The 24,112-nt window shown below is 57.8% G+C and carries 16 protein-coding genes and 4 pseudogenes; 13 read left to right on the top strand and 7 right to left on the bottom strand.

What is annotated here, in order from left to right; all coding sequences use genetic code 11:
• Window positions 1–464: 464 nt before the first annotated feature.
• The 4 genes and pseudogenes from QA640_RS06505 to QA640_RS06490 all read right to left on the bottom strand — a co-directional run.
• Window positions 465–1,388 (bottom strand): annotated as a pseudogene (locus QA640_RS06505) (IS66 family transposase); the annotation flags it as partial.
• A 123-nt stretch (window positions 1,389–1,511) separates the two neighbouring features.
• Window positions 1,512–1,868, bottom strand: a complete 357-nt coding sequence (gene tnpB, locus QA640_RS06500; RefSeq protein ID WP_283039911.1) for an IS66 family insertion sequence element accessory protein TnpB — start codon at window positions 1,866–1,868, stop codon at window positions 1,512–1,514.
• Entirely contained in the window at window positions 1,865–2,188 is a 324-nt protein-coding gene (locus tag QA640_RS06495; RefSeq protein ID WP_283042735.1) for a transposase, read from the bottom strand. Before QA640_RS06495 ends, tnpB begins: the two co-directional genes overlap by 4 nt.
• A gap of 502 nt (window positions 2,189–2,690) precedes the next feature.
• Window positions 2,691–3,461: a ferredoxin--NADP reductase gene (locus tag QA640_RS06490; RefSeq protein ID WP_283039910.1), complete on the bottom strand. Its 771-nt coding sequence runs from the start codon at window positions 3,459–3,461 to the stop codon at window positions 2,691–2,693.
• A 612-nt stretch (window positions 3,462–4,073) separates the two neighbouring features.
• On the opposite strand from QA640_RS06490, the gene QA640_RS06485 reads away from it, so the two are divergent.
• The 7 genes and pseudogenes from QA640_RS06485 to QA640_RS06455 all read left to right on the top strand — a co-directional run bounded on the left by QA640_RS06485 (window position 4,074) and on the right by QA640_RS06455 (window position 13,863).
• A complete protein-coding gene (locus tag QA640_RS06485) occupies window positions 4,074–4,388 on the top strand; it encodes a transposase (protein ID WP_283039909.1) in 315 nt (104 codons plus the stop codon).
• Between the two features lie 198 nt (window positions 4,389–4,586).
• Window positions 4,587–5,954, top strand: coding sequence for an IS110 family transposase (locus QA640_RS06480; RefSeq protein ID WP_283042734.1), 1,368 nt, complete (start codon window positions 4,587–4,589; stop codon window positions 5,952–5,954).
• 33 nt (window positions 5,955–5,987) lie between these two features.
• Window positions 5,988–6,494: an IS3 family transposase gene (locus QA640_RS06475; protein WP_283039908.1), complete on the top strand. Its 507-nt coding sequence runs from the start codon at window positions 5,988–5,990 to the stop codon at window positions 6,492–6,494.
• A gap of 564 nt (window positions 6,495–7,058) precedes the next feature.
• Window positions 7,059–8,588, top strand: coding sequence for a group II intron reverse transcriptase/maturase (gene ltrA / locus QA640_RS06470; protein WP_283037743.1), 1,530 nt, complete (start codon window positions 7,059–7,061; stop codon window positions 8,586–8,588).
• A 55-nt stretch (window positions 8,589–8,643) separates the two neighbouring features.
• A pseudogene (locus tag QA640_RS06465) lies at window positions 8,644–9,111 on the top strand (IS3 family transposase); the annotation flags it as partial.
• Between the two features lie 342 nt (window positions 9,112–9,453).
• A complete protein-coding gene (locus QA640_RS06460; protein WP_283039907.1) occupies window positions 9,454–11,415 on the top strand; it encodes an EAL domain-containing protein in 1,962 nt (653 codons plus the stop codon).
• Between the two features lie 1,470 nt (window positions 11,416–12,885).
• On the top strand, window positions 12,886–13,863 hold the full coding sequence (locus tag QA640_RS06455) for a DMT family transporter (protein ID WP_283039906.1): 978 nt from the start codon (window positions 12,886–12,888) through the stop codon (window positions 13,861–13,863).
• Window positions 13,864–13,881: 18 nt separating this feature from the next.
• On the opposite strand, the gene QA640_RS06450 is transcribed toward QA640_RS06455, so the two are convergent.
• A complete protein-coding gene (locus QA640_RS06450; protein WP_283039905.1) occupies window positions 13,882–16,518 on the bottom strand; it encodes an EAL domain-containing protein in 2,637 nt (878 codons plus the stop codon).
• A gap of 186 nt (window positions 16,519–16,704) precedes the next feature.
• Here QA640_RS06450 and QA640_RS06445 point away from each other — a divergent pair, with 186 nt between their 5' ends.
• From QA640_RS06445 to QA640_RS06420, 5 genes and pseudogenes are all read left to right on the top strand, one after another.
• On the top strand, window positions 16,705–17,574 hold the full coding sequence (locus QA640_RS06445; protein ID WP_283039904.1) for a hypothetical protein: 870 nt from the start codon (window positions 16,705–16,707) through the stop codon (window positions 17,572–17,574).
• 314 nt (window positions 17,575–17,888) lie between these two features.
• Window positions 17,889–18,346: pseudogene (locus QA640_RS06440) on the top strand (Lrp/AsnC family transcriptional regulator); the annotation flags it as partial.
• Between the two features lie 445 nt (window positions 18,347–18,791).
• Complete coding sequence (locus QA640_RS06435; RefSeq protein WP_283039903.1) at window positions 18,792–18,968, top strand: hypothetical protein; 177 nt, start codon at window positions 18,792–18,794, stop codon at window positions 18,966–18,968.
• 366 nt (window positions 18,969–19,334) lie between these two features.
• Window positions 19,335–19,919, top strand: coding sequence for an NYN domain-containing protein (locus QA640_RS06430; protein WP_283039902.1), 585 nt, complete (start codon window positions 19,335–19,337; stop codon window positions 19,917–19,919).
• Between the two features lie 901 nt (window positions 19,920–20,820).
• Window positions 20,821–21,252 (top strand): annotated as a pseudogene (locus tag QA640_RS06420) (sigma-54-dependent Fis family transcriptional regulator); the annotation flags it as partial.
• A gap of 138 nt (window positions 21,253–21,390) precedes the next feature.
• Here QA640_RS06420 and QA640_RS06415 read toward each other — a convergent pair.
• The gene (locus QA640_RS06415) at window positions 21,391–21,582 is read right to left on the bottom strand and encodes a hypothetical protein (protein ID WP_283039901.1); all 192 of its coding nucleotides are present in this window, start codon (window positions 21,580–21,582) and stop codon (window positions 21,391–21,393) included.
• Window positions 21,583–21,799: 217 nt separating this feature from the next.
• On the opposite strand from QA640_RS06415, the gene QA640_RS06410 reads away from it, so the two are divergent.
• Window positions 21,800–22,828 carry an IS110 family transposase gene (locus QA640_RS06410; protein WP_283039900.1) on the top strand — a complete coding sequence of 343 codons (1,029 nt, stop codon included), beginning with the start codon at window positions 21,800–21,802 and terminating at the stop codon, window positions 22,826–22,828.
• A 551-nt stretch (window positions 22,829–23,379) separates the two neighbouring features.
• On the opposite strand, the gene QA640_RS06405 is transcribed toward QA640_RS06410, so the two are convergent.
• Window positions 23,380–24,105: an E2 domain-containing protein gene (locus QA640_RS06405; protein WP_283039899.1), complete on the bottom strand. Its 726-nt coding sequence runs from the start codon at window positions 24,103–24,105 to the stop codon at window positions 23,380–23,382.
• Window positions 24,106–24,112: the final 7 nt, after the last annotated feature.

The raw sequence follows: 24,112 nt of genomic DNA, 5'->3' as shown, positions 1-24,112 counted from the left end.
AGCTCACATCGAACCCCCGCAGTGCGTCAGCGGCGGCCTCCAGGCTCTTGGCCGAAAACGCCGCGGCGACAGTGTCTTCGATCGATTCGAGCGAACCCGGCAGCTTGGCGGCCAGAAAGTCCGGCAATAGGCTGAATGTTCGGTGTCCTTCCGGGCAATACCACCGAGCGATACGCACCCCTGGCGGATTCAGCCGCGCATAGTTGCCGTGACGCGCAAAGGAGCAGCCACCCGACGGATGCAAGGGACAACGTGGCAAGCGGGCATCACGCCATTCCTGGTTGGCAATGTACGCCTCGATGCTGGACAGCGTTCGCAGCGGGATCTGCAATGTCGGCCCCTGGCGCGTCGGTGACCGACGCGACGCCGGGGATTATGTGGAGTCCGGAGGTCAGCATCATCCAATTCCAGCACCGAAAATCCGCTTCTCCACAGCTACTCCACATAAAACTGCACTCCAGATAATGCGACCAGCAGAATGCGAGCTGAACGTCGCCACGCTCGGCGAGCTTGCCATAGCCGGCATAGCCGTCGACCTGCAGGATCCCCTTGAAGCCTGCCAGATGGGCGATCGGTCGATCGGCCTTGCGATCGGGGGCATAGACATATGCGACGCCCGGTGGATCGGCACCGCCCCACGGCCGGTCATCCGCCGCATAGGCCCAGAGCTGACCGGTCTTGGTACACCCGCGGCCGGGATCGAGCACCGGCATCGTCGTCTCGTCTGCGAACAGCTTTGGCCGTTGCCTGAGCTTGTCGAGGAGGCGCTCATGCAATGGGCGCAGGTGGAAGGCTGCTTGCCCCACCCAGTCCGCCAGTGTCGAACGATCGAGCTCAATGCCCTGGCGGGCGTAAATCTGCGCCTGCCGGTAGAGCGGCAGGTGATCGGCATATTTGGACACCAGAACCTGGGCGACGGTTGCTTCGGTCGGCAGTCCGCCCTCGATCAGCCTGGCCGGAGCTGGCGCCTGCATGACACCATCCTCGCAAGCACGGCAGGCGTATTTGGGACGCCGGGTCACGAGGATCCGGAACTGCGCCGGGACCAGGTCGAGCCGCTCGCTTCTATCCTCGCCGATCCGGTGTAACTCTCCCTGGCAGCAGGGACAGGTCTTGTCCTCGATGTCGACGACGACCTCGACCCGCGGCAGGTGCGCCGGCAAGGCGCCGCGGTTGCCGCGGCGCCTACGGGCTCGCACGGCACGGCCTTCAGGCGCGCTGACGTCCCGCGTCGCCTCGCTGTACGCTGCCACCTGCTCGACGTCTTCCAGGCCCAGCAGCATCTGATCTTCAGGTAGCGTCTCTGCCCGCCGGCCAAACCGGTGTCGCTGCAATTCCTTGATGATCTGACGCAGCCGTTCGCTCTCGCATCGCTCGGCAAGCAGCATCGCTTTCAGCGTCTCGGGATCGTCAGGCAGGGCGTCGCTCACACCCAATTCAGAGCATATTCGCCGCCATCTGGCGACGCGTCCGACGCTCCTGATTCACTTCGCCGCAGCGCCGCCAACAAACTATCCCGGTTGCGTTGGCGTCGGCGTCTCACGCGCCTCATGCACACGCCGCCAGTCGAGCCCTTCCAGCAGCGCCGACAATTGCGCCGCCGACAGACGCATCAAACCATCCTCGATCTTCGGCCAGCGGAAGATCCCATCCTCAAGCCGCTTGACGAACAGACACAGGCCCGTTCCGTCCCAGAACACCAGCTTAATCCGATCGGCCCGCTTGGCCCGGAACACATAGACAGCTCCCGAGAATGGATCTGCCCCCATGCTCTCGCGCACTAGAGTAGCAAGCCCCTCCATTCCCTTGCGGAAGTCTACCGGTTTGGTCGCTACCATCACCCGGACCGCACCCGACGGACCGATCACCGGCTCGCCTTCAGCGCCTGGACAATCGACGCAATCATCATCGGGTCCGCACAACGGCCGGCCCGGATCATGATCCCGTCGACTTCGATCTCGATGATCCCGTCATTCGTCTTGGCCTTGCAGCGCACCGCTTTGCGCTCACGCCCAAGAGCGGGCGCCGGCACTACGGCATCCACCACCGCCGGCACAAACTGTACCTCTTCTGCTTCGGAAGAATCGCCCGCTGCTTCTCGCAACTGACGGCGCCAGCCGAACAACTGCTGCGGCGACAATCCATGCCGTCGCGCTACGGAGCAGACGGAGTCGCCACTCGTAGCTATCTCCGCAACAATCCGAGCCTTGTCCTCGTCGCTCCACTTCCGCCGACACCGGCTCCGGTGAAGACCTCGGGCCGCCGCACCGGCTCCGTGATAGCAGTATGCACTGTGTCCATTCTAAGCCTAGCGGTCCAAACCGAACCGCAGACTCGCAGATCACCCCGTCATCCGGTAGGTGGCCCCTGAACAGCGCTTACGCTAAAGCCGCGGCCATTTCCCTTGTTATGGTGGACGGCATGCTGCGCAGTGCAGGTCCTCCGACTTCTGCTGATCGCGTCCCGCGAGCGACTAAACCGGTTAAAAGAGTACCCGACAGGAAGGGCAGTGATAGTGATAGCGGCATGGCCACATGACAGCGGACTCTCGTGCGAGTGCAGCGTGAGCAAAGTGCGCGGCCAGATCGCCAAAGGTGCCGGACTTCCGAGCCTGCAAACGCGGGTAAAGAACAAGCACCCTTTGAGGGCCACCGGCCGGCGACGTGACAGTCTAACACAATCTAGGGCGGCTACTGTTCAAACGCCGTTTCGACCACGAATTGCGCCGGCTTGCCGTGACTGCCTTCAACAAGGCCCCTCCCCACCAACAGCTCGCGGGTATCGCGCACCAGCGCAGGGCTGCCGCAAATCATGACGCGGTCATGCTGCGGCTCGACTTCCGGCAGTTCGAGGTCCGAAAACAACTTGCCTGACGCGATCAGGTCGGTGATCCTGCCGCGGTTGCGGAACGGATCGCGGGTGACGGTCGGATAATAGATCAGCTGATAGCGCACGAAATCCCCGAGCAGCTCGTCGCTCGGTAGCTTCTCGGTGATCATTTCGCCATAGGCAAGCTCGGCGACGCGGCGGCAGCCGTGCAGCAGCACGACATTTCCGAATCGCAGATAGGTTTCAGGATCCTTGATCACGCTCAGAAACGGAGCAAGTCCAGCGCCGGTGCCAATCAGGTAGAGATTGCGCCCATCCTCGAGATTATCGATGACCAGCGTCCCGGTCGCCTTGCGGCTCACGGTGATCTTGTCACCCTCCTTCAAATGCTGCAGACGGGAGGTTAAGGGATCGTTCGGCTCCCTGGTCGAGACGAATTCCAGCCGATCCTCGTAACGGGCGCTGGCGAGGCCGTAGGCACGCAGCAGCGGCTTTTCGTCGACCTTGAGCCCGATCATAGTGAATTCGCCGCTGCGGAAGCTGAACGATGGACTCCGCGTGGTGGTGAAGCTGAAGAGATTGTCGGTCCAGTGATGGACGCTCAGCACGCTTTCGTGGCTGAAATTGCTCATCTCACCGCTCCCGCGAGGTTAGAGTGTGATCCAGGCACCTGTTTTCCGAAAAGATCATGGTACAAGGCGCGAAACGCAACGAGCGCGTTCGCTTTAAGTGAACGCAAAGGCAAGCAGGCTCGAGCAGAGCACCACCAGACCGACCGCGGTCAGTGTCAGGAAGCTGTCGGAGACAAGGTCACGATTGCGCATGAAACACCCACGATTGTCCCGTAGGAGCGAGGGCAGTAGTCCCGCCTTGGCTCGACGAAAACAGCCGGCCACCGCCTCAGTCTCGGGAATGGGACACCGGTTAGAGGGATGCGGAGATCGTCGTGCCCACACATCACCTCTATTGGCCTTGGCGAGAGTAGAGTTGCCCTTGCGTTCGTATCGTGCGTTTCTTGGCGTGAATCCGCAGCATTGCTTCGTTCTATCGGATATGGCGCGGGAAAGCGGCGAAATGTCGGGCGACCACGATCGGCTGCGTTACCGATCTCATCGATAGAGAAAGTCGTCGGCGCAGGCGGCCGTAACTTACGATGCGTTCGCGCATCTCACCTTCGTAGAGCACTGAACCTCCTCCGAATGAGTGGACACCTGTAGTAGGCTCTGAGAGCCAAGAGGTGTCGGATGCAAGAGCGTCAACGTCGGTCGTTTACCGAGGAGTACAAGCGGCAGGCCGCGGAGCTCGTGGTCTCCAGCGGCCGGTCGATCACGTCGGTCGGCAAGGAACTCGGTCTTCGCGATACGGTATTGCGGCGCTGGGTGGATAAGCTCCGGAAGGAGCCGGCATCGGCGACGCGGCGCCCCATGACGCAGGCGGCGCCGATGCCGGCGGACCAGGCTGCCGAGATCGCCCGGCTGCGCGAGGAGAACGAACGGCTGCGCATGGAACGGGACATTTTAAAAAACGGTCCAGCACCGTGGCGCGCCTGTGCGGCGTAGAAACAGCCTTGTGCTATCCTCGGCGCTGGGAGGGTAGCGGCCGCTCGATTATTGGAGGCACAATCCCCGTTAAAAAACATGGTCCATGGGTGCATGCGAACTTGAGAGTGGTGACGTCGCCGGGCGACGATCCCGATTAGGAAGATGACGATTGGCATAGCCCAGACCCTCCTGCTCATCATTGAACGGAGGATTGCCATGCTCAAGAGGACGACCGGCGACCGACCGGAACTGAAGCTGGTCAACGTCGGGGCCGCCGCCATCGACATTGGATCAAAGATGCACATGGCCGCGGTGGACCCAGCTTGCACCGACGTGCCGGTGCGCTCTTTCGGTACATTCACGCAAGACCTGCATGAGCTGGCGGACTGGTTCAGAGCCTGCGGCGTGACGAGTGTCGCGATGGAATCCACTGGGGTCTATTGGATCCCGGTTTACGAGATCCTGGAGCAGCGCGGGTTTGAGGTGATCCTGGTCAATGCGCGGTACGCCAAGAACGTGCCCGGGCGCAAGACCGATGTCAGCGATGCCGCGTGGTTGCGCCAGCTTCATTCCTATGGCCTGTTACGCGGCAGCTTCCGACCTGATGCCGAGATTGCAACCCTGCGCGCGTATCTGCGCCAACGGGAGCGGCTGGTGGAATATGCCGCCGCCCATATCCAGCATATGCAGAAGGCCCTGATGGAGATGAATCTGCAGCTCCATCATGTGGTCTCTGATATCACCGGCGCGACCGGCATGCGGATTATCCGAGCCATTGTTGCAGGCGAGCGGAATCCTGACGTCTTGGCAACCTATCGGGACGTGCGATGCCGTTCATCCATCGCGACGATCCGTGCGGCACTGGTGGGCAACGACCGGCACGAACATGTCTTCGCGCTGAGCCAGTCGCTGGAACTCTACGACGTCTACCAGGCCAAGATGCTGGACTGCGACCGCAAGCTCGAGGTCCTGATCGCGGCACTGAACAATAAAGGCGCAAAGCCGGTCGGAAAGCTATCCAAGCCACGCATCAAGACCAAACAGGTCAACGCGCCTACCTTCGACGTCAGGACCGCGCTGTACGGCGTGCTCGGCCTCGATCTGACTGAGATCCACGGGTTGGGTCCATCACTGGCGTTGAAGCTTGTCGGGGAGTGTGGCACCGATCTGAGGGCTTGGCCGAGCGCCAAGCACTTCACCTCCTGGCTGTGCCTTGCGCCAGGCAACAAAATCTCTGGTGGCAAGGTGCTTTCTTCACGTACCCGGAGGTCTTCGAGTCGGGCAGCCGCACTGTTGCGGTTGGCAGCCACGACCGTTGGCAGAAGCGATACAGCGCTCGGCGCATTCTATCGTCGGCTAGCCTCCCGAGCGGGCAAGTCGAAAGCCGTGACGGCGACCGCCCGCAAGATTGCGGTTTTGTTCTACAACACACTCCGGCATGGCATGAGCTACAAAGATCCGGGTGCCGCCCATTATGAGCAACAATATCGCAGCCGCGTCCTGGCCAACCTACAACGCAGAGCCAAATCGCTGGGCTTCGTCTTACAGGGCATTCGGGAGGACGCCAATCCGGCTGTTTCTTAGGAAGTCGATCGCGATCTTTGCCGGAACACGGACATGAGCTTCCGCTTCATCGAGGACCATCGCGATACCTATGCGGTGCGGCTGATGTGCGCCGTGCTCGGGGTCTCGGCGGCCGGCTATTACGCTTGGCGGGAGCGGCCGGCGAGCACGCGGACGACCACCAATGCTGCGCTCCTGGCTTCGATCCGACAGGTTCACCAGGACAGCGGCGGACGCTATGGCAGCCCGAGAATCCATGCCGCGATGCAGGCGCAGGGACGTGGCATTAGTCGCGGCCGGATCGAACGCTTGATGCATCGGCACGGCATCCGCGCCATCATGGCACCACTGCGCCGTGTTCGGACCACCGACAGCCGCCATGGCCTGCCGATCGCGCCAAATCTCATCGAACGTCACTTTGCAGCTGCGGCTCCGAACCGGATCTGGCTTGCCGATATCACCTACAGTGCGCCTCGCCCCACAGTTGGGGAAGCGTATGACTGGAATGCAAAAGAGAAAGGAGGACTGAGAAAAAAAAATATGACTTGTTCCCTGCTGTGAGGGGACATGAGCCCAAGCGGCGGTGACCTGTCGTCAACTGGCAGGGTGACGTAGCCCGCAGGTAAAGGGGATTGAGGCGAAGCCGTTAAGCCGAGATGGTCCCCGAGGCTGAAGTATTGGAAGGTTGAGGAACACGAACCGGTTCACCCGCATCTGAGGGCTGAAATGTCGCCTCCGTCTACACGGCTTAACAGGTGGAATGCTGATGATGTCGCCGGACAGTTATGACGGCGTGCATCCGAACGCGAGCCCAGATGTAAGACGCTCGCGAGGGGTCATGGGGAGAACGCAGCCAGACCATGGCATCGGCATCGACTTGCGGAAAGCAAGGGAAAAGACTGCGACCGGCAGCCTCACCAATACGATGACGTCCAGCATATGAACGAGGGAAGGCATGATGGAATGCCCACGATGCTTTGCGTCGCAAGGGAGTTGACCCTGATGTCCATCATGCTGGCGGAGTTCTCGTAGTAGTCCGCGGCAGGGAAAACCTGCCACATGGCGAAGGGGAACAGTTCAAACTGCTTGGAGTGCAAACTACCTGACCGAATGAGGTGAAGACCTTTGATAATCAGTGAAATGCAGCACAAGCTCGCGACATGGGCCGAGAGCGATCCGAACCGAAGGTTCGATCGCCTCCTTCGGCTGATTGCCAACCGGGAATGGCTTGCCGAGGCCGCTCGGATTGTTCTGGCGTCAAGTGGCGCACGAACATCGGGCATCGACGGAATAGATAAGCAACGACTGCAGGTCAGATTGGATCAGCATCTGGATGACCTGCGGAAAAGCCTGCTGGACGAGAGTTATCGCCCCCAGCCGGTGAAGCGGATCTATATCCCGAAAACCAACGGCAAGCTACGCCCACTGGGTATTCCGACTCTGACGGATCGCATCGTCCAACGAGCCATGCTCATGGCCATAGAGCCACTCTGGGAAAGCGACTTCCATCGCCTATCCTATGGCTTCCGGCCTGAACGGAGCGTGCACCATGCCGTCCGCACCGTGAAGATACAGCTTCAGGATGGAGCCGACACGACGAGGGGCCGTTGGATCATCGAAGGTGATCTGGCAAGCTACTTCGACACGGTCCATCACCGGCTGCTTATCAGATGCGTGCGGCGACGAGTGCAGGATGGGCGGTTTGTTGATCTTCTCTGGCGGTTCCTGAAGGCAGGTCACATTGACCGTGACCTGTTTACAGCCTCCAGCGAGGGTGTTCCGCAAGGTGGCGTGCTGTCACCGCTCTTGTCCAACATCATGCTCCATGAGTTCGATGCGTGGCTGGAGGCGAAATACCTGAGCGACAAGGCCCGCAAGGACCGCTGGGCATGGAACTTTGGCATCAAGCTGGGCCGCCCTATTACGGTTCGAGAGAACCGGCAATGGAAGCCGGCGGTTGCTTATTGCCGATACGCTGACGACTTTGTCGTGATCGTAAAAGGGACCAAAGCTCAAGCAGAGGAAATCCGCGAGGAATGCCGCGCCTTTCTGGAAGGCAAGCTGAAATTGATGCTGAATATGGAGAAAACCCATATCACCCACGTCAATGACGGCTTCGTCTTTCTGGGGCACAGGATCATTCGCAAGCGAGGGTCGCACGGACGCATGTCCGTTGTCACAACGATACCCAAGGAAAAGGCGAAGGGGTTTGTTCGCAGGCTCACTGAAACCCTTTCCGGCAATCATAGTGTCAGCACGGTCGACATGATCGCAGGCCTGAACCGCCAACTGGCGGGATGGGCAGCGTTCTACAAGTTCACCGACTTCACCGCGTACGTATTCCGGCACATCGACCATGTCGTATTCTGGAAAATGGCACATTGGCTGGGGCACAAATACCGATCTCGCATCAAACCTTTGATGCGGAAATGGTACCGAACCCCGGAACCGGGCAAGGCGAAAACCTGGCTCGTGTTTGGTCGGAATGAACGCGGCGGGACCAACGGAAAAGCACTTTACCGGCTTGTCTCAAGCCCGAAGGCGCAGTTCCGGTGGCGCAATCCGGAGGAAAATCCATACATCCTCCGAAAGGAAGCCCGCAGCACTGTCACCTCGCACTATCATGATGTTGCTATGGCCATGGGCCAAGCTTGAACAGAGAGCCGTATGCGCTGAAAGGTGCACGTACGGTTCGGGGAGGAGAAGCGCGCTCGCGCTTCTTACTCCACTTCCGACGGCAGAGGGCTGGCTCTACCTAGCAGCCGTCATGGACCTCTTCAGCCGCAAAATCGTCGGCTGGGCGATGCGCGATCACATGCAGGTCGAGCTCGTCTCATCCGCCCTGACCATGGCGATCCGCCAGCAGCGGCCGGAGCCTGGATTGATTCATCACTCCGATCGCGGCGTGCAGTACGCTTCACAGGACTATCGGGCAGTCCTGTCGGCCGCCGGCATCACCGCATCAATGAGCCGCAAGGCGGACTGCTACGACAATGCCCCGATGGAAAGCTTCTTCCATACCCTGAAGACAGAGCTCGTTCACCATCGCGACTACAAGACCCGCGCCGAGGCCCAGCGCGATGTCTTCGCTTACATCGAGGGCTTCTACAACCGAGTCCGGCTCCATTCCGCCATCGGATATATTGCCCCGATCCAGATGGAGCTAAAAGCAGCTTAACCCTGTCTACTTTTTCGGGGGAAGATCACACTGTCGATCTCATACCGGCCAACCGCAGGTTAGCGCACGAGCTGCCATCATGGCCGATCAGCTGAATTCGGCGATCGATTAAAGGCATAGGTCAGTACGCAACGTACAGAACTGTGCCCCCGCGTTTGCGGTGACAGAGGACAAGGGGGTCGCCCAGCTCTCGGCCCCGCCTTAGCCACGCTAAATAATGAGTTCGGCCACCCCATGTCGCGCCGGACGTGGCGAACTTCAAGAATTTATCTTTTCTCAAGTGTTTGCCGCGACCTTCCAGTACTGGCGGCAACGTTAGAGCCAGTCCTGCGGGGGTCCCAGATGAGGACATATCTGAGCTCGTATCTCTCAAAGCTATTCGCGGGGGACCTGGCGGCTTTCGGCGGCCCTGCGACAGATGAAGCGGTCGCAGGGCACATTCGTGCGGAGCAGATCTCCCTTGTGCTCGGTTATTCCCTGGGCATCATGCTGGCCAACGCTTGCAATGCGATGGTGCTTGCAATTGCCCTCTGGCACTCTCCCAACAGAAACTATGCCCTGATCTGGGCAGCTGCCGTGGTTTGCGGCGCGTTATCGATAGGCTTGAAGGCACGTTTATCCCGACGGATTACGAAGCCGCAGTTCGTCTCCCGACAGGCCATGCATCGGCTGGTGCGAAATGCGCTCGTTCTTGGAACCGCCTGGGCGGTCGTTCCGGTAGCTTTCTTCGCCGACGCCTCGAATGGCGGCCAACTCGTGATCACATGTCTTTGCTCCGGGATGCTCGCGGGCGGAGCATTCGCCTTCGCTACGATTCCGGTGGCGGCCGTTGCATTCACGGCTCCGATTTTCGTGGGTACGGCAATCTGCCTCGGCAGAAACGGCGATTTCGTCTATCTGCTCGTCGCTATCCTCGTTGTGGCCTATGGCTTCGTGCTTCTGCGCGGCGTCTTCGCCCATTCTTTCGAATTCACGAAACGCACCATTGCTCAATTGGAAGCCGAACGGAGGGTTCGGCGGGATCCCCTGACCCAGTTGCCGAACCGTTTCGCCTTCAACGAAAGCCTCGAAGCTGCCCTCAACCGGTTGGCTCGATCGGGCGAGGAATTCGCGGTTTTTCTTCTTGATCTCGATCGCTTTAAAGAAGTGAACGACAAATTTGGCCACCCCGCAGGAGATGAGTTTCTCATTCAGGCCGCGGCGAGACTGCAGCGATGCGCGCGTGAGACCGATAGTGTCGCGCGGATCGGCGGGGACGAATTTGCGCTGATCATGGCCAATCTGGCCAAAGTAGAAGACGCGTTGGAAATTGCCGAGCGCTTCGTCGGCGCTTTCGGCGAGCCATTCCTGATCGAAAGATGCGAGGTCGCAGGCACGACGAGCGTCGGAATCGTGTTGGCCCCGCGCGACGGCAATACGCCTCATGAGCTCCTGAAAAATGCCGACCTTGCGCTCTATCGCGCAAAAAAAGCGGGGCCCGGAACGGTTCGCTTCTTTGAGGTCAGCGACGACAAATCAGCGCGCGATCGAAGGGCGCTGCAAAGGGATCTGGAGGAGGCGATCGGGAGAGACGAGCTTTTTCTCGTCTACCAACCGTTCTTTGATATTCGCGAAAACCGAGTAACCGGCTTTGAGGCCTTGCTGCGCTGGCAACACCCTGTCCGGGGAGTCATTTCGCCGGCTGAGTTCATTCCAATTGCCGAGGAAACCGGCTTGATCCACCCGATCGGTGAGTGGGTGGTCCGACGCGCCTGCTCAACGCTGTCGAACTGGCCCTCTGATCTCAGGGTCGCCGTGAACTTCTCTGCAGCTCAATTCCATAACACCAGCATCCTGCAAACAATCGTGCAGGCCCTGACGCAGGCCAGAGTCGCCCCTAGCCGGCTTGAAATCGAAATAACGGAGTCGATGCTGATCTCAAAGTACGGGCCGGCATCATCGATCCTGAGTTCACTCCTGCAACTGGGGGTGACGGTGGCGCTCGACGATTTCGGAACGGGATTTTCGTCGCTGACCTATTTGCTAAAATTGCCCTACACCCGCATCAAAATCGATCAGTCCTTTATACGCGACATGCTGACACGGCCGGATAGCGCGGCGATCGTAAAATCAATAATCGCGCTAGCGCAGGATCTGCACATTGGCGTGGTCGCGGAAGGGGTCGAGACCACCGAGCAGCTCGAGTGCTTGCGCCAAACCAGCTGCGATGAAGTCCAAGGATATCTGATCGGTCGGCCGGTATCAGCCGACCGCATCTTCGCCCTGCTCGATCAAAATAAGCGATGGTCGACGCCTGCCGCTTGAAACGCCTTGTGCAAACCGACCGACCATCATGCCGCGCGACGCCGCTTGTGGCGCTGGCATTGCTAGGGGAATCAATCCCAAGATAGGTATGTGACCAACTTGCGATATCACCCTACGGCATCCAGGTTCGTCATATCGTCTTGTTGTTCAGCGCCAAGGGCAAGGCCGATATCGATCAAATAGGTCGAAGGTCTATCGCTAGGTACATCGGAACCGCGAAGCCGCCACCCTGCCGCAGCAGGGCATTCCGCAAATAGCGAACCACTTCCACGATGATAATTTGCGCGTTACTTTGGGTACGAATAGCAGCATCAACGTCGTCAACCAGCTTCAACCGCTGGCGTTGCGCGACTTCTGAACCGTTAGACTAAGCCACACGTGGACTCGCTGCCCGAGCCGCAGCGCACCGAGATCGCTGCCTCCCATCGAGCCCCTGGAGGACGAGATCGGGACAGGCAATCTCATCGCAGCGGGGATCAGACCATGATTATGAAGGTGGTGGGAACTCTGCCGTCTTAGAAGCCTATCTCGACCTTAGCTTCCGCTGTCCCACGTCGATCCAGCGCCACAGCCGAAGCGACACCCATGACACCGATGACACCCGGCTGACATCTCCGGCGAGACCCAACAAGCTCCGCGGAAAATGAACGGAGCCCGCTCAATGAGGACCTAACATTAGGAGAGCGATGCGTGCGACTGTCAAAATGGCCATCTGAACCAGACGCCGGAAGGGCCGGCGGCGTCCTACTGGCTGACCTTCAGGTTCGGCAAATAAACCCTGCCGCGACAATTCGTTTCGTGCTCCATAAGCGCCTACCGCGACTGTTCGCCGAGCTCGCGTGGCGCGCGGCGACGGTCGCCATCAACGCCTATTGTACGATCTCGACCGCATCGAGCTTCTGCTCCTCGACCACCGCGGTCTTGAGCCGATCGACGCTGGCGCCCCTTGCGCGGCAGTTCGGGTCCATTAATGGTTTTCCGTTCACGCACAGCTGACAGCACAACGCCGCAGCGAGCCGACTGCTTCAAATGAGCTTCTAGATCTGGATCGTTGACATCAATTGCCCACCACGTTCCGTCCAAGCATATCAAGGGTGAAGAGACGAGAGTTTTACCTCCCTTGCCAGAACGCACGTCGTTAAGCTCAACTTTCACGATTTCCGCTCCCACCCAATTCAGATTTCAGTGTCGGCAACCTATCCCGAATGGCTCCAGATTTAGTTGGAAGAAAATGAACACTTTTAGACATTTCCTCGGCAATTGCCTGGGGCACGGGCTAGGCAAGGGGTGTTTGGCTCGGCTGTTCGGCAATCGGACGCCGCCATGTTTCGCGAAAATTAACCAAGAATTGTTTCTGTTACCCATAACACTTCCTTAAGACTTAAAGCTAAGCGAGACCGACTTTTGCTAGTGGCTCGCGAGTCGCGCGGCAAACGCTGACGCTATCTTTCCAATTTCATGGAACGCATGATGAGCGATCTTACGGACGCCGCCCGCTATCCGCAGAACCCAATTGCCATTCCCGGCTTACGGAAGGATGACGTTGTTCGCGGAATATACTGCATGATCGCCGCGAGCGTGATGTTCGCACTATCGAGCGCACTATCGAAATGGCAAGCCGCTCTCTATCCAGTTGGCGAGGTTATGTTCTTTCGCTCCGTTTCTGCGTTTGTTCTCTGCGCCGCATTGATCCTCCCGGCAACGGGCATGTCAGTCTTTAAGACTCGGCGGCCCCGCGCCCATCTTGCACGCGGGCTGTCGCAGTCGATCTCGCAGACGTTCACTGTCATCGCCGTTAGTCTGATGCCGCTTGCAGGAGCGATCGCAATCAATTTTTCTGCATCGTTGTGGGCAGCCTTGCTGTCGTTTATCTGGCTTAAAGAGCGTGCCGGAATCGCGCGTTGGAGTGCGCTGGTAACGGGATTCGTCGGGGTTCTCGTTGTGGTAAATCCAGGTGCAGATTCGTTGCAGATTGGCGCATTGTTTGCGCTGGCAAACGCGGTTATGTATGGCAGCGTCACGGTTGCCGTTCGCGGAATGACCGCAACTGAGTCTGCAAAGACGCTGTTGATGTGGCAGATGCTTACGGTAACCTTCTTTCACTCCTTCTTGCTGCTGTTTGGATTCCGGATGCCCGCCCCGGCTGACGCAATCATGTTGACCCTGAGCGGTCTTACAAACGCCGCGGCACAATATTTTTGGACGCAAGCGCTTCACCTAGCCCCGGCCGCCGCCGTCTCGCCATTCTATTACCTGACGCTCGTCTGGGCACTTGCGATCGGATTTTTCGTTTGGGGCGACGTACCGACGCTTTGGCTTCTGATCGGGTCCGGCATTGTTGTTGCATCGGGCCTGTTCCTGCTCGTGCACGAGGCTCGGCGACCAACCAAGAAGCCGATCTCCGGTGAACAAACTGGAGAGTACGCTCTTGAGAAAGTCGCTGGCTAAACGAGCGGGTCCCAAACTCTACGCGACAAATTTGCGCCCGGGCGACCATTTGGCAATCATTTCAGGAACTTTTGCTATTGGAACAGGTGGACTGAACAGATAGCCTTGCCCTTCGTCGCAATCGAGCGCCGCGAGAAAATCGTACTGTCCGACGTTTTCGATGCCTTCTGCCAACGTCGTCATTCCCAGAGCGCGAGCAATACTCACCACGGCTTGCACAATCACAACGTGCTCGGTGCCTTCGGCAAGGTCAGAAACAAACGACCTATCTATCTTGATTTTGTCGAATGGGAAGCTGCGCAGATAACTGAGAGAGGAATACCCGGTACCGAAATCGTCCAGCGAAATACGGACGCCGAGTTGCTTCAACTGACGCAGGGTAGATAGGGTGGATTCATTATTGGTCATGAATACTCCTTCGGTAATTTCAAGCTCAAGGCGATGCGGCTGAAGTCCGGTTTCCGCCAGGGCGTGTCTCACGACCTCGGAGAGATTGGAAGCTGCAAACTGAATCGGAGAAAGATTGACCGCTATCTTAAGATTGTTCGGCCAGTGCGCGGCGCAGCGGCACGCCTCTCTCAGAGCCCATTCGCCAAGAGGTTGAATGAGTCCAGTATCCTCCGCTACCGCAATGAATGTTGCCGGCGATATCATGCCATTGACCGGATGGCGCCATCGCGCCAGGGCTTCGAATCCGGTTATGATGTTGCTCCGCAAATTGAGGATGGGCTGATAGTATAATTCCATCTCATTTTGCTCGATCGCCTCGCGCAGATCGATCTCAAGCTGCCGTCGTTCCCTAAGCTCCCTGTTCATTGCAGCATGATAGAATCTATAGCTGCCCCGACCTTGGGCTTTGACCGCGTATAGTGCCAGATCGGCGGCAATCAGAAGGTCGTCGCAATTTACTCCGTCGCACGGTCCAATGGCGATACCGATACTGATTCCAGAACGGATTCGGTGGCCCCCAATCTCAAAAGGCTCCTGTGCTGCCTCGATCATACTATTTGCTAGGGCCTCGAGCGCTGGTCGGCACTCAACCGCCGGCACAACAACTGCGAACTCATCGCCGCCGAGGCGTGCCAGCACTTCGTTTGCACCGAGCGTACCCTTTAAGCGCCGGGCCATCTCCTGCAAGAGCAAGTCACCGGTCTGATGGCCAAGCGTATCGTTGATAGCTTTAAAACGATCAAGATCAAGAAATAGGACGGCGAATTCCACCGCTGCCTGCCCGTTGTCTACTGCCGATGGTTGCCGGCGGCTCATCCGGTCGAGCATGGAGCGAAACATCCGCCGGTTTGGGAGACCGGTGAGTGAATCCTCGGAACTAAGGCGGACTGCATCTGCTTCAGCGCGCGATCTTTTCGTGACGTCGGTGAAGGTTTGGACGAACCCACCATCGGGGAGACTTTCCCTGCGAATCTCGATGATTGATCCATCCGGCATCGTTCGTTCGCTAACGCCGAGTTCTCCTGCGACAAGATCTGCAAAGATCCGAACAGACGCCGCGGTCAATCTGCCCGTCGGTGTCTCGTATTCGGCGAGTTGATCGACCCTTGGTGGGTTCTGTATGAACTCTACGGGCAAATCGAGCAACTCGCCGCAGCGACGATTGATAATCGGAATCTGCTGGTCATAGGTAACCAGCATAATTCCTTGGTTCATATACTCGAGCGTAAGGTCAAGCTGATTCGCTTTTTGTCTTGCCTTCGCGTCTATCCGTAGAAGCTGCTCAAGAGCAATGAGAACCAGCAAAGTAAGTACAGTGCCCACCAACGAATTCAACTTGAGGGCGTTCCGAGAGCTTTCCAAGATCTGGTTTTTACTCAAGCTAACGCTGACCCACAACGGATAGCCCTTGACCTTGCGGACAGTAATGAAACGCGCCTCGTTGTTGGCAGGATCAACGCTCTCAAATGTAGTTTCGACCCCGGCTCGCATTTGGTCGAGCAATTCTGTTCCGCTAAGATCGTCTCCAAGTGCGTAACCGACCGCGCTCCCACCACTCGAACGAACCACGCCATCACTTCCGATCAGGGCGATCGCCGCCGCCGATCCAAAATTGATATTGTTGTAGAATTTCGTCAAATGGTCCGGATTGAGCGAGGCCACGACGACGCCGCCGAACGTCTGGTCACTGTTCACGAAGCGCCGCGTGAATTGCACGGACCATTTTCCGCTCGCACGGCCAACCACCGGCTTGCTGATAAAAAGCTGATCCGCGATGTTGTTCACATGAAACTTAAAGTGCTCCCGATCACTCAGATCCAGGGCAGGCGCGGGTTGAGGACCGCTGTTCGACGCGCGCATAATTCCCTTGTCATCAATAATGGCGACTTGGACGATGATGTCGCTCAGCACGTCGGTCGTGTTGGCAATAGCGCTAAAACTAACCGTATTTTTCCGGGTCTCAATGCTCCGTCGCAAGTATAGGAGCGCCTTATCAATTTCTCCGATTGATCGAAGAACATTCTCTTCGAATACCAGCGCAAAGTTATGAGCGTCCCGATACGCCTCTCTTTGGTCCCCCCGAAGATCGCCGAAGTATTTTACAGCAACTCCTGCCCACATCATGGTGATGATCACCAGGCCGAAAATTGCCGAGCTTCGACGCTCAGCAATCAGCTTTGGCAGCTCTAGGATTTGTAAATTCATGCCGAGAACAGGCCCCCTATCGGCAGGGCTTACTCGCCGGATATTTCGGGCGACTTAACTTCATTGATCGGCCACCGGAGCGTGGAAGGTTAACCTTAATAGATGGGTCACCACTCTTCCGAGTTGACGTTGAGAAAAATAACCGATTATTAACTCGCGATAAAAAGATCTTCTTTCGGAGTTCATATGTCGGGTTGCGATACGGTTGGTTCGAAAGAAGACCCATTAACCAACACTGAAATAACGGCCTGTCCGAAACCGTTTGGCAACAAAGCTGTTGACGGAGGATTTGAAGGACCAATCGAAATTGCGGTGCCTGTCACTCCTCGAGCCAAGGAGATCGCGCCAGAAAAGGTCCTGCAAGCCTTTAATACCTGGGCTTTTAAGCGCGAGCAGCCTGATAGCGCTGTTGCAATGTTGCAGAGCATTTCCAAATCAATTGCGCTCAGAAATCCCGTTCCATTTGTGCTCTATTGGGGCAAAGGTCCGCGGTCCAACATCGACAAGCCGGACTTCGAATGCCTGAACTATTTGGCTGCCTTCACCCACCGAATCAGTAAAACATACGCGCCCGGGGCAGCACTAAGATTGATTTTCACCGACACCCATGCGGAATTAAACGGACATTCGTCACAGAACATACGCCAATATTTTGATGAGATTGCGGATGGCGCCCGCGAACGCGGTTTCGAGAGCTGTTGGTTGGGCGACCTCACAAAGGCCGCGGAAGCGGATAACACAAGTCCTTTAATCGATGAGATCGTACCGGAGCCGACGTTCCAGCGGCTGCTTGCTAGCGCGATGAAATGGTATCGCGGAAATGGAAGTTGTGAAGAGGGCGCATTAGAATATTACCGGATGAACATGGTCGAAAAACGTGCGGTCGAACGCGCATTTCCTGACTCAATTTTCATCACCTTCAATGGAAGCGAATTTCGAGGGCTTTTTCCCCAAAGCCTTCCAATCTTCTACATGTATTCGCTTCGCAAAGGGATCAGCATCAAACCCTGGTTTCTCTTCCCAGATACGGCCGCCTGCGAACAGCGAGCAAGTTAGTCTCGCGTATTGGAAATACCGCGCTAGTGGTCGAAATGTATTCTTCCGAGGACGGCCGCCTTGCGGATATTGCCCGGGTCTAGCCGCCTGTCCCTATAGATATCCTTACTGACGCTCCTCTCGACACTCAGCTTGAAGACACGACTTGACGGCGTTCGCCGCATACGCCGAACTGGAAGGCCGGCTCGTAATTCGGCGGGTCGCTCAAAGACTCTCGGGCATTCCGATTTTCGGCCCGGCCGCTCACAGCCTTCCCCCGTGCACGCCAACATCCCTGACTTACAACTCTGAACTGATGGGACTCTTACCGCAGCCTTTCGACGAAGGCGGTAGGACGGCCTGTTCAAATGCTTGTGCTAGGGACTATGGAGGGGGAGCGGTCAGATATCATCGATAGATTCAAAAAAGGCCATCAAATCGTCAGCCGAGGTCGTCAACGGATTCGACGTCACGGGGAGACGCGGACTTCCTCCTATACGTTACCGCCACTAGCATGGAAGAATACGAAGAGTTCACTCGGCGATACCTCTATGTGAGCCCGGACATTAAGGGCTTCGAGACGATGGTCGTATTGGATCGCGTAAAGGTGTCCCCGTTGAGACTCCACAGCGCGGATCGGCGCGTTGCCGCCTTTTTTCGTCGCTTATCCATCATAAAACGCAAAAAAAAGTCCCCGCCCTCCTCTAATGTGCCGCCAGTGTCGCGTTCATTCCAAGCTGGTCCGGAATTGGTATTGGCATCCACGTCGAGGTTCGTCTACTCATGCGCATGATCCGCTTTCCGCTCACAAATTGAGAGGATCAAATAAAGAGCATGATAGCTACCGCGCTTTCAGACCCTCGAGAAATCCTTGCAGAGGACGTCAAAGAAGCCCTCTTGAGATACTATTCTGGGCGGCGGAAGGTCGCGATTGCCATCAGCAAGCCCGCGAGCGACTGCCAGCTGTTATCTCTCTTGCTGGAGGACGGGCAAAGGCTTCACCTGACGGTGACGACGGCGCGGTCGTGATGTTTATGACGCCTTTTGTACGAAACGCACCGCCGAGATGACGGACTCAGGCGAGAAACGAAATTGTTCGCTCGTTACGTACTGTATCTGTCGTAGCACGGTCCGCGGGACCAAGGTATTTGTCGCTGGAGTCCGACCCCAGTGTCGTATGGTGAAGTCATCCCTTGCTGTTCGGAAGGTGACGCCGGTCCGATGGTCCTACATCAATCATGAAAGACAGCAATAGCAGCCAGCCTGAAACATCGGAGATGACAGAGGACCAGCGCGAATTGAGGCGCTGCAAGGAAGAGATTGCGCGTCTCAAACGGTTGGTTGTGGAGCTTTCCGAAATTGTCTTGCGCAACGTCGTAAAGAGCGACGAGGGCGACAATCGGAACGCCCGCTGAGTCTGAGCGACGCCGAAGTAGTGCGCTGTTTCCCAGCAGCGTGGCTTCCCGCCTTGGGGAGCACGGGGAGCGGCCTTGCCCTTGTGCTCCATGAGGCGGGGCTCTTAATTTCTAGTTGGAAGCGTAGGATACATTGATGACGGGCTGGACTGATTAGCGCGCGTCTTGTTGTAGCTGCGTGACGGTGAATTCGGGACTCAACTTGCGGCCTATCTCTCCGTCCTGATTGTCGCGTTGTCTGCGCTGTACAGCGTTGGTCACCTTCTAACGGGAGACAATCTTGAGCTGTCTCATAACCTCGGATTCCTTTTTTGGATGAAGCGCGCGCGGAGTAGGCGAATGAGTGGTGGGAGCGGTCAAACGCCAATGTCACCATTCGACAAAATCGCGCTCTTTATCGACGGCGCCAACTTTCACGCAACCTGCAAGGCGCTTGGCTTCGACATTGACTACAGGCGCTTGCTCGGGGAGTTTCAGAGCCGCGGCACGATGCTGCGCGCGTTCTATTACACGACGATTATTGAGGAACAGGAATGTTCGTCGATCAGGCCGCTCATCGATTGGCTCGACTATAACGGCTACACGGTTGTCACCAAGCTAACCAAGGAATTCATTGACGCGAGCGGCCGCCGCAAGGTCAGGGGCAACATGGATATCGAGCTGGCGGTCGACGGCATGGAGCTTGCCGAGCATATCGACCAGATGGTCCTATTCTCGGGCGACGGCGATTTCCGCCCCCTGGTCGAGGCCGTCCAGCGGCGCGGCGTACGGGTGACTGTCGTGTCCACGATCGCGAGCCAGACGCCAATGATAGCCGACGAACTTCGACGGCAGGCGGACGAATTTATCGATCTGGCACAGCTGAAGCTGGGGCGCGATCCGTCCGATCGGTTAGACCCACGTCAGGATGAGCGCCGAGCCTCGAAAATCGGAGTGCCAGAAAGTCTCTGAACGCCCCACTAACAAGCCGCGCGGAAAACGAAGTTGCATAGTAGCGCGCTGTTGCGGCAGCGTGGCTCCCCGCCCTTGGGGGGCAGGCGGAGCGGCCCTGCCCTTGTCTCCATGGAGTCTCAATGCGGGGGTATTTGTTGGACGGTCAGCCAAGGTGGATGCATTTGCACAATGAGCGAATACAGTCCCCTCCAATCCGATTGGTCCGCCGCGTGAAGAAAAGAGCCGAGAGCCGGACGAGCGATACGGAGCAATCTCACCCGGGTGAGAGTGATAATGAGCAATCTTATCCTGTGCTGTTGGCTTTCATGGCCATAGGAGCACACTCAGTAGGTGTCATGGGCTTCTTGCTGGCCGGACGAGTGGCGCTTGCTTTGGCGGTCTTCGTTTCCGCTGCATCGGGTATCTTTTTTGGATGGATCGCACGCGTAGCGGGGCGCGGATTGCGGCCCGCTGTTGACTTTGTAAGCTCATTCCGACGACAACTCCCACGCCGAGAACATATATCGATCCCTCGTGAAAATCGCAGAGATGCGAATTGAAGAGGAAGCTGGTGATATTCTGGATCACTAGAAGAAGCCCCGCCCAGCTCGCCAATCCGTCTTCGGATCGACGTCGTTAAGCCGCTTATGCCGTGTCATTCGGCGTGCAATTTTGGGACGCCAATTGATACTCCAATAGAAGTGGTGCTCCGGGCGCACCGCACAGTGCAGATTTGAGCTTGACCGGCGGCCGGCATTCAGCAACCATACGTAGATTGACTGAGGAATCACCGCCTAGTGGCGTCGAGGTGGTGCTGTTGAAAGACAAGCTCGGCGTCATCATGATGATACAAAGCATAGTGTGACATTTCATAGACTCGCGTCGTGGACCACGCGAAACAGACGTATAGGATAATAGCATGCGGCTTCTTATTGTCGGTACCTTGAAGGGCCAGCTCACGACAGCCACCAAGATCGCCATCGACAACGGCGCGACTGTTACCCAGACCGAGGATCATGAACTGGCGATGCGGATTTTGCGCGGCGGCAAGGGCGCCGACCTGCTCTTGGTCGATGTCGGGCTCGACATCCGCGACCTCGTAATGCGGCTGGAAACCGAGCACATTTACGTGCCGATCGTCGCCTGCGGCATCACCAACAACGCCCGCGCCGCGGCCGCGGCGATCCATGCCGGCGCCAAGGAATATATCCCGCTGCCGCCGGAACCGGAACTGATCGCAGCAATTTTCCTAGCGGTAGCGGACGAGGCCCGCGACTTTGCCTACCGGGACGACGAGATGGCGCGGGGGATCATGCTCGCCCAGCAGGTCGCCACCTCCAGTGATGCGAGTGAAACTATCCTATCCTAACGCTTAGGGTGAATATGCAGTAGCGGCGGCATTCGCCATGTGACCTTAAAGCTAGTCTCGTAGCAACGGCTCTGCCGCCCCGCGCTGAGCAAAAAGAAATGTCCGCAACTGGCTGCACACTCATGGCGTCACCGGAGCCATCCATCGCATGAAGTGCCTCTCCACCGTCTCGAGGACAGCATTGAACACAAGCCCGATGACCGTGATGCCCATGCCGAAATACATCTGTGGGATCAGGAAGCTGTACTGGCTGTTGATGATGAGATAGCCGAGACCGGCCTTGGCACCTACCATCTCGGAGGCGACCAGCACGAGTATGGCGGAGGCACTAGCAAGGCGAATACCGACGAATATGGTCGGAAGCGCCGAGCAGCGATAGCATCTCCCGGCTAGACATGAGCAACCAGACCTCATGTGTCATTCGGCCTGCAAAATTTGCAAACGATGACGTAATTGCGGTTGGCGCTCGGGAGGAAGCTCCTCTCGCTATTGTCAAGCTCTCGCAATCAAACGATTCGGAGCAGGTATGATGAAGCAATACGTTGGGCTGGACGTCTCGCAGAGGGAAACGGCGATATGCGTAGTCGGCGAGATGGGGCAAGTAATCTTCGAAGGAAAGGTCAAATCTGATCCGGGCGCGTTGACCAGCCTGCTTCGCAAACATGCGCCTCTTGCGGAGCGCATCGGATTCGAGACTGGCGCGATGGCGAGTTGGCTGTGGCATGAACTCCGAAGGGTTGATCTTCCCGTGGTTTGTATCGACGCTCGGCACGCGCACGCGGCCTTGTCGGTTCGCATGAACAAGAGCGATCAGAACGACGCGCGAGGCCTTGCCGAGCTGGTGCGCGTCGGCTGGTATCGGGAGGTGAAGGTCAAAAGCGAAGAAAGCCAGAAGATTCGTGCGATACTCGTTGCGCGATTTCGTCTCGTGACCATTCGCCGGGATATCGAGAACCAGGTTCGCAGCCTGATCAAGGAGTATGGATTATTGTTCCCTCGCGCAATCGGCCTGCAGTTCCGCCGTCAGGTCCACGAGCTCTTGGGCGATGATCATCAGCTCCTGAGCGTGATAGCGCCGCTCTTGTCGATCCATGAGAACGTCTGTCAACAACAGAGCAAGTTCGATGACGAAGTCCGCCGTTTGGCAAAACAGGACGAGACGACGCGTCGTCTGATGACGGTCCCGGGTGTCGGCGTCGCTACTGCCCTAACGTTCCGCCACACGATCGATGACCCTTCGCGCTTCCGATCGGCTTCGAAGGTCGGCGCCTACCTGGGCCTTACGCCGCGACGTAATCAATCTGGCGAAACGGACACCAACGGCAAGATATCTCGATGGGGCGACCGACTTCTACGAACTTACCTGTTCGAGGCCGCAACCGTTCTGCTGTACCGAACAAAGAAATGGTCTTGCCTCAAGGCCTGGGGCATGAAGCTCGCAAAGCGGATTGGCGTAAGGAAGGCAAAGGTAGCCATTGCCCGGAAGATCGCCGTAATCCTGCACTGCATTTGGGTCGACGGCACATCGTTCGACTGGGGGCAGGTGAAGGAGGCCTAATCCTATTTTGCAAGTTCCTGGTCCGGTTCGCCGGACTGGCGATGTCCCGCTGGGACGGTGGTCGTGGCGACCTCGGTCAATCGGCTGGTGGCGGTCTGTCCGCACTCCGCTGCAAACGTTGAGGCGCCCGATCCGGACATCATCATGAGGCGCTCGCGACCTCGGAAAGGACCATGACCCCAGCCGCGACATCAACCCAATCACGCTGAAGCCGCCAACGACGTCGATAATCCAATCCCCCTAGGCGATCGTCTTGCCATCCGCGATCGCTCCGTCTCCGCAACCCCGACCAGCTCCGACGGAGCAATCGCTACCGGCGTGTCACTGGAGAGAAAGAATGGCAGCTTGACAACAACCCGCAATTAAAGGGCCGATTGACAGTCATTTCGCGCTACGCAGTAAGCGCCTCGCTTAAGCGCGAGACGTACATGGATCGACTGCCAATATAGGTTCTGGAGTGAGAGCCATACCATTGGCGGCGTTGCCCACAGCTAAGGCGCCCTCCTACAGTTATCGGAAGGTCACGCAGATCACTGTCGAGCTAAGTGCGCTTAGCTCGACAGGGCAGTTGCTTTGAGCGGGCATTCGAGCATAGTGCCGCAACATTGCAAACTGGACATCGAGCGCCAGAAGCGGTCGACCGCTGCGCGTCGTTTGAACTCGAGTTCGATCGGGCATCCGAGGCACTGGCACTCCCGTCGGAGGAGCGGTTTTCCGGTCCGGTGCTTGCGACCGCAAAGGCAGGAACTCCGACCGTTCCGCAAGCGTCCGGTCGCCTTGTTGATCCTGGAAAGGCCCGCCGCGATCGGGCCGATATCGAACTCAACGGCGTCGCGATAGGCGGCACTGGCGCCGGTTTCGGCCGCGGCTTGCTCGGCGAGGAGCTCGATATCGCCCGCATCGCCATGGGATAGCTGGGCGCTGGAAGGCCAAAGTCTGGCCTCCGCAGCGGTCTCTTGGCAAAGCAGGAACGCGTGAAGCTTCGTCCACCAGGTCGCCGCGGTCGCCGAGTTGATCCCCTGGCCGGCCCGAAGACCGAGGCAGAACGAACCGTCAGCGTTGATGTGGCGCTCAGGACAAAACGTAGGCAGAGTTTTGCCTCTGACCCGTTCGTACACCGTCACCTCGTCGGCGAGATGCAGGACTTCCAGCTCGAACAACCGGGTGAAAGCTCCGCTGCTTCGCACGAGGACGGCGTCCACTTCGGCTGCGCGAGTGCCGATCCAGCGGAATTCGGCCCAAGGCGGAACAGTGTCGGCAATCGCGTCGAGGGCCACCGGCACC

Source organism: Bradyrhizobium sp. CB82 (assembly GCF_029714405.1).
In the GTDB taxonomy this organism is placed as follows: domain Bacteria; phylum Pseudomonadota; class Alphaproteobacteria; order Rhizobiales; family Xanthobacteraceae; genus Bradyrhizobium.
The sequence above is the reverse complement of the archived record's forward strand: the minus strand, read 5'-3'. Positions and strand labels throughout refer to the sequence as shown.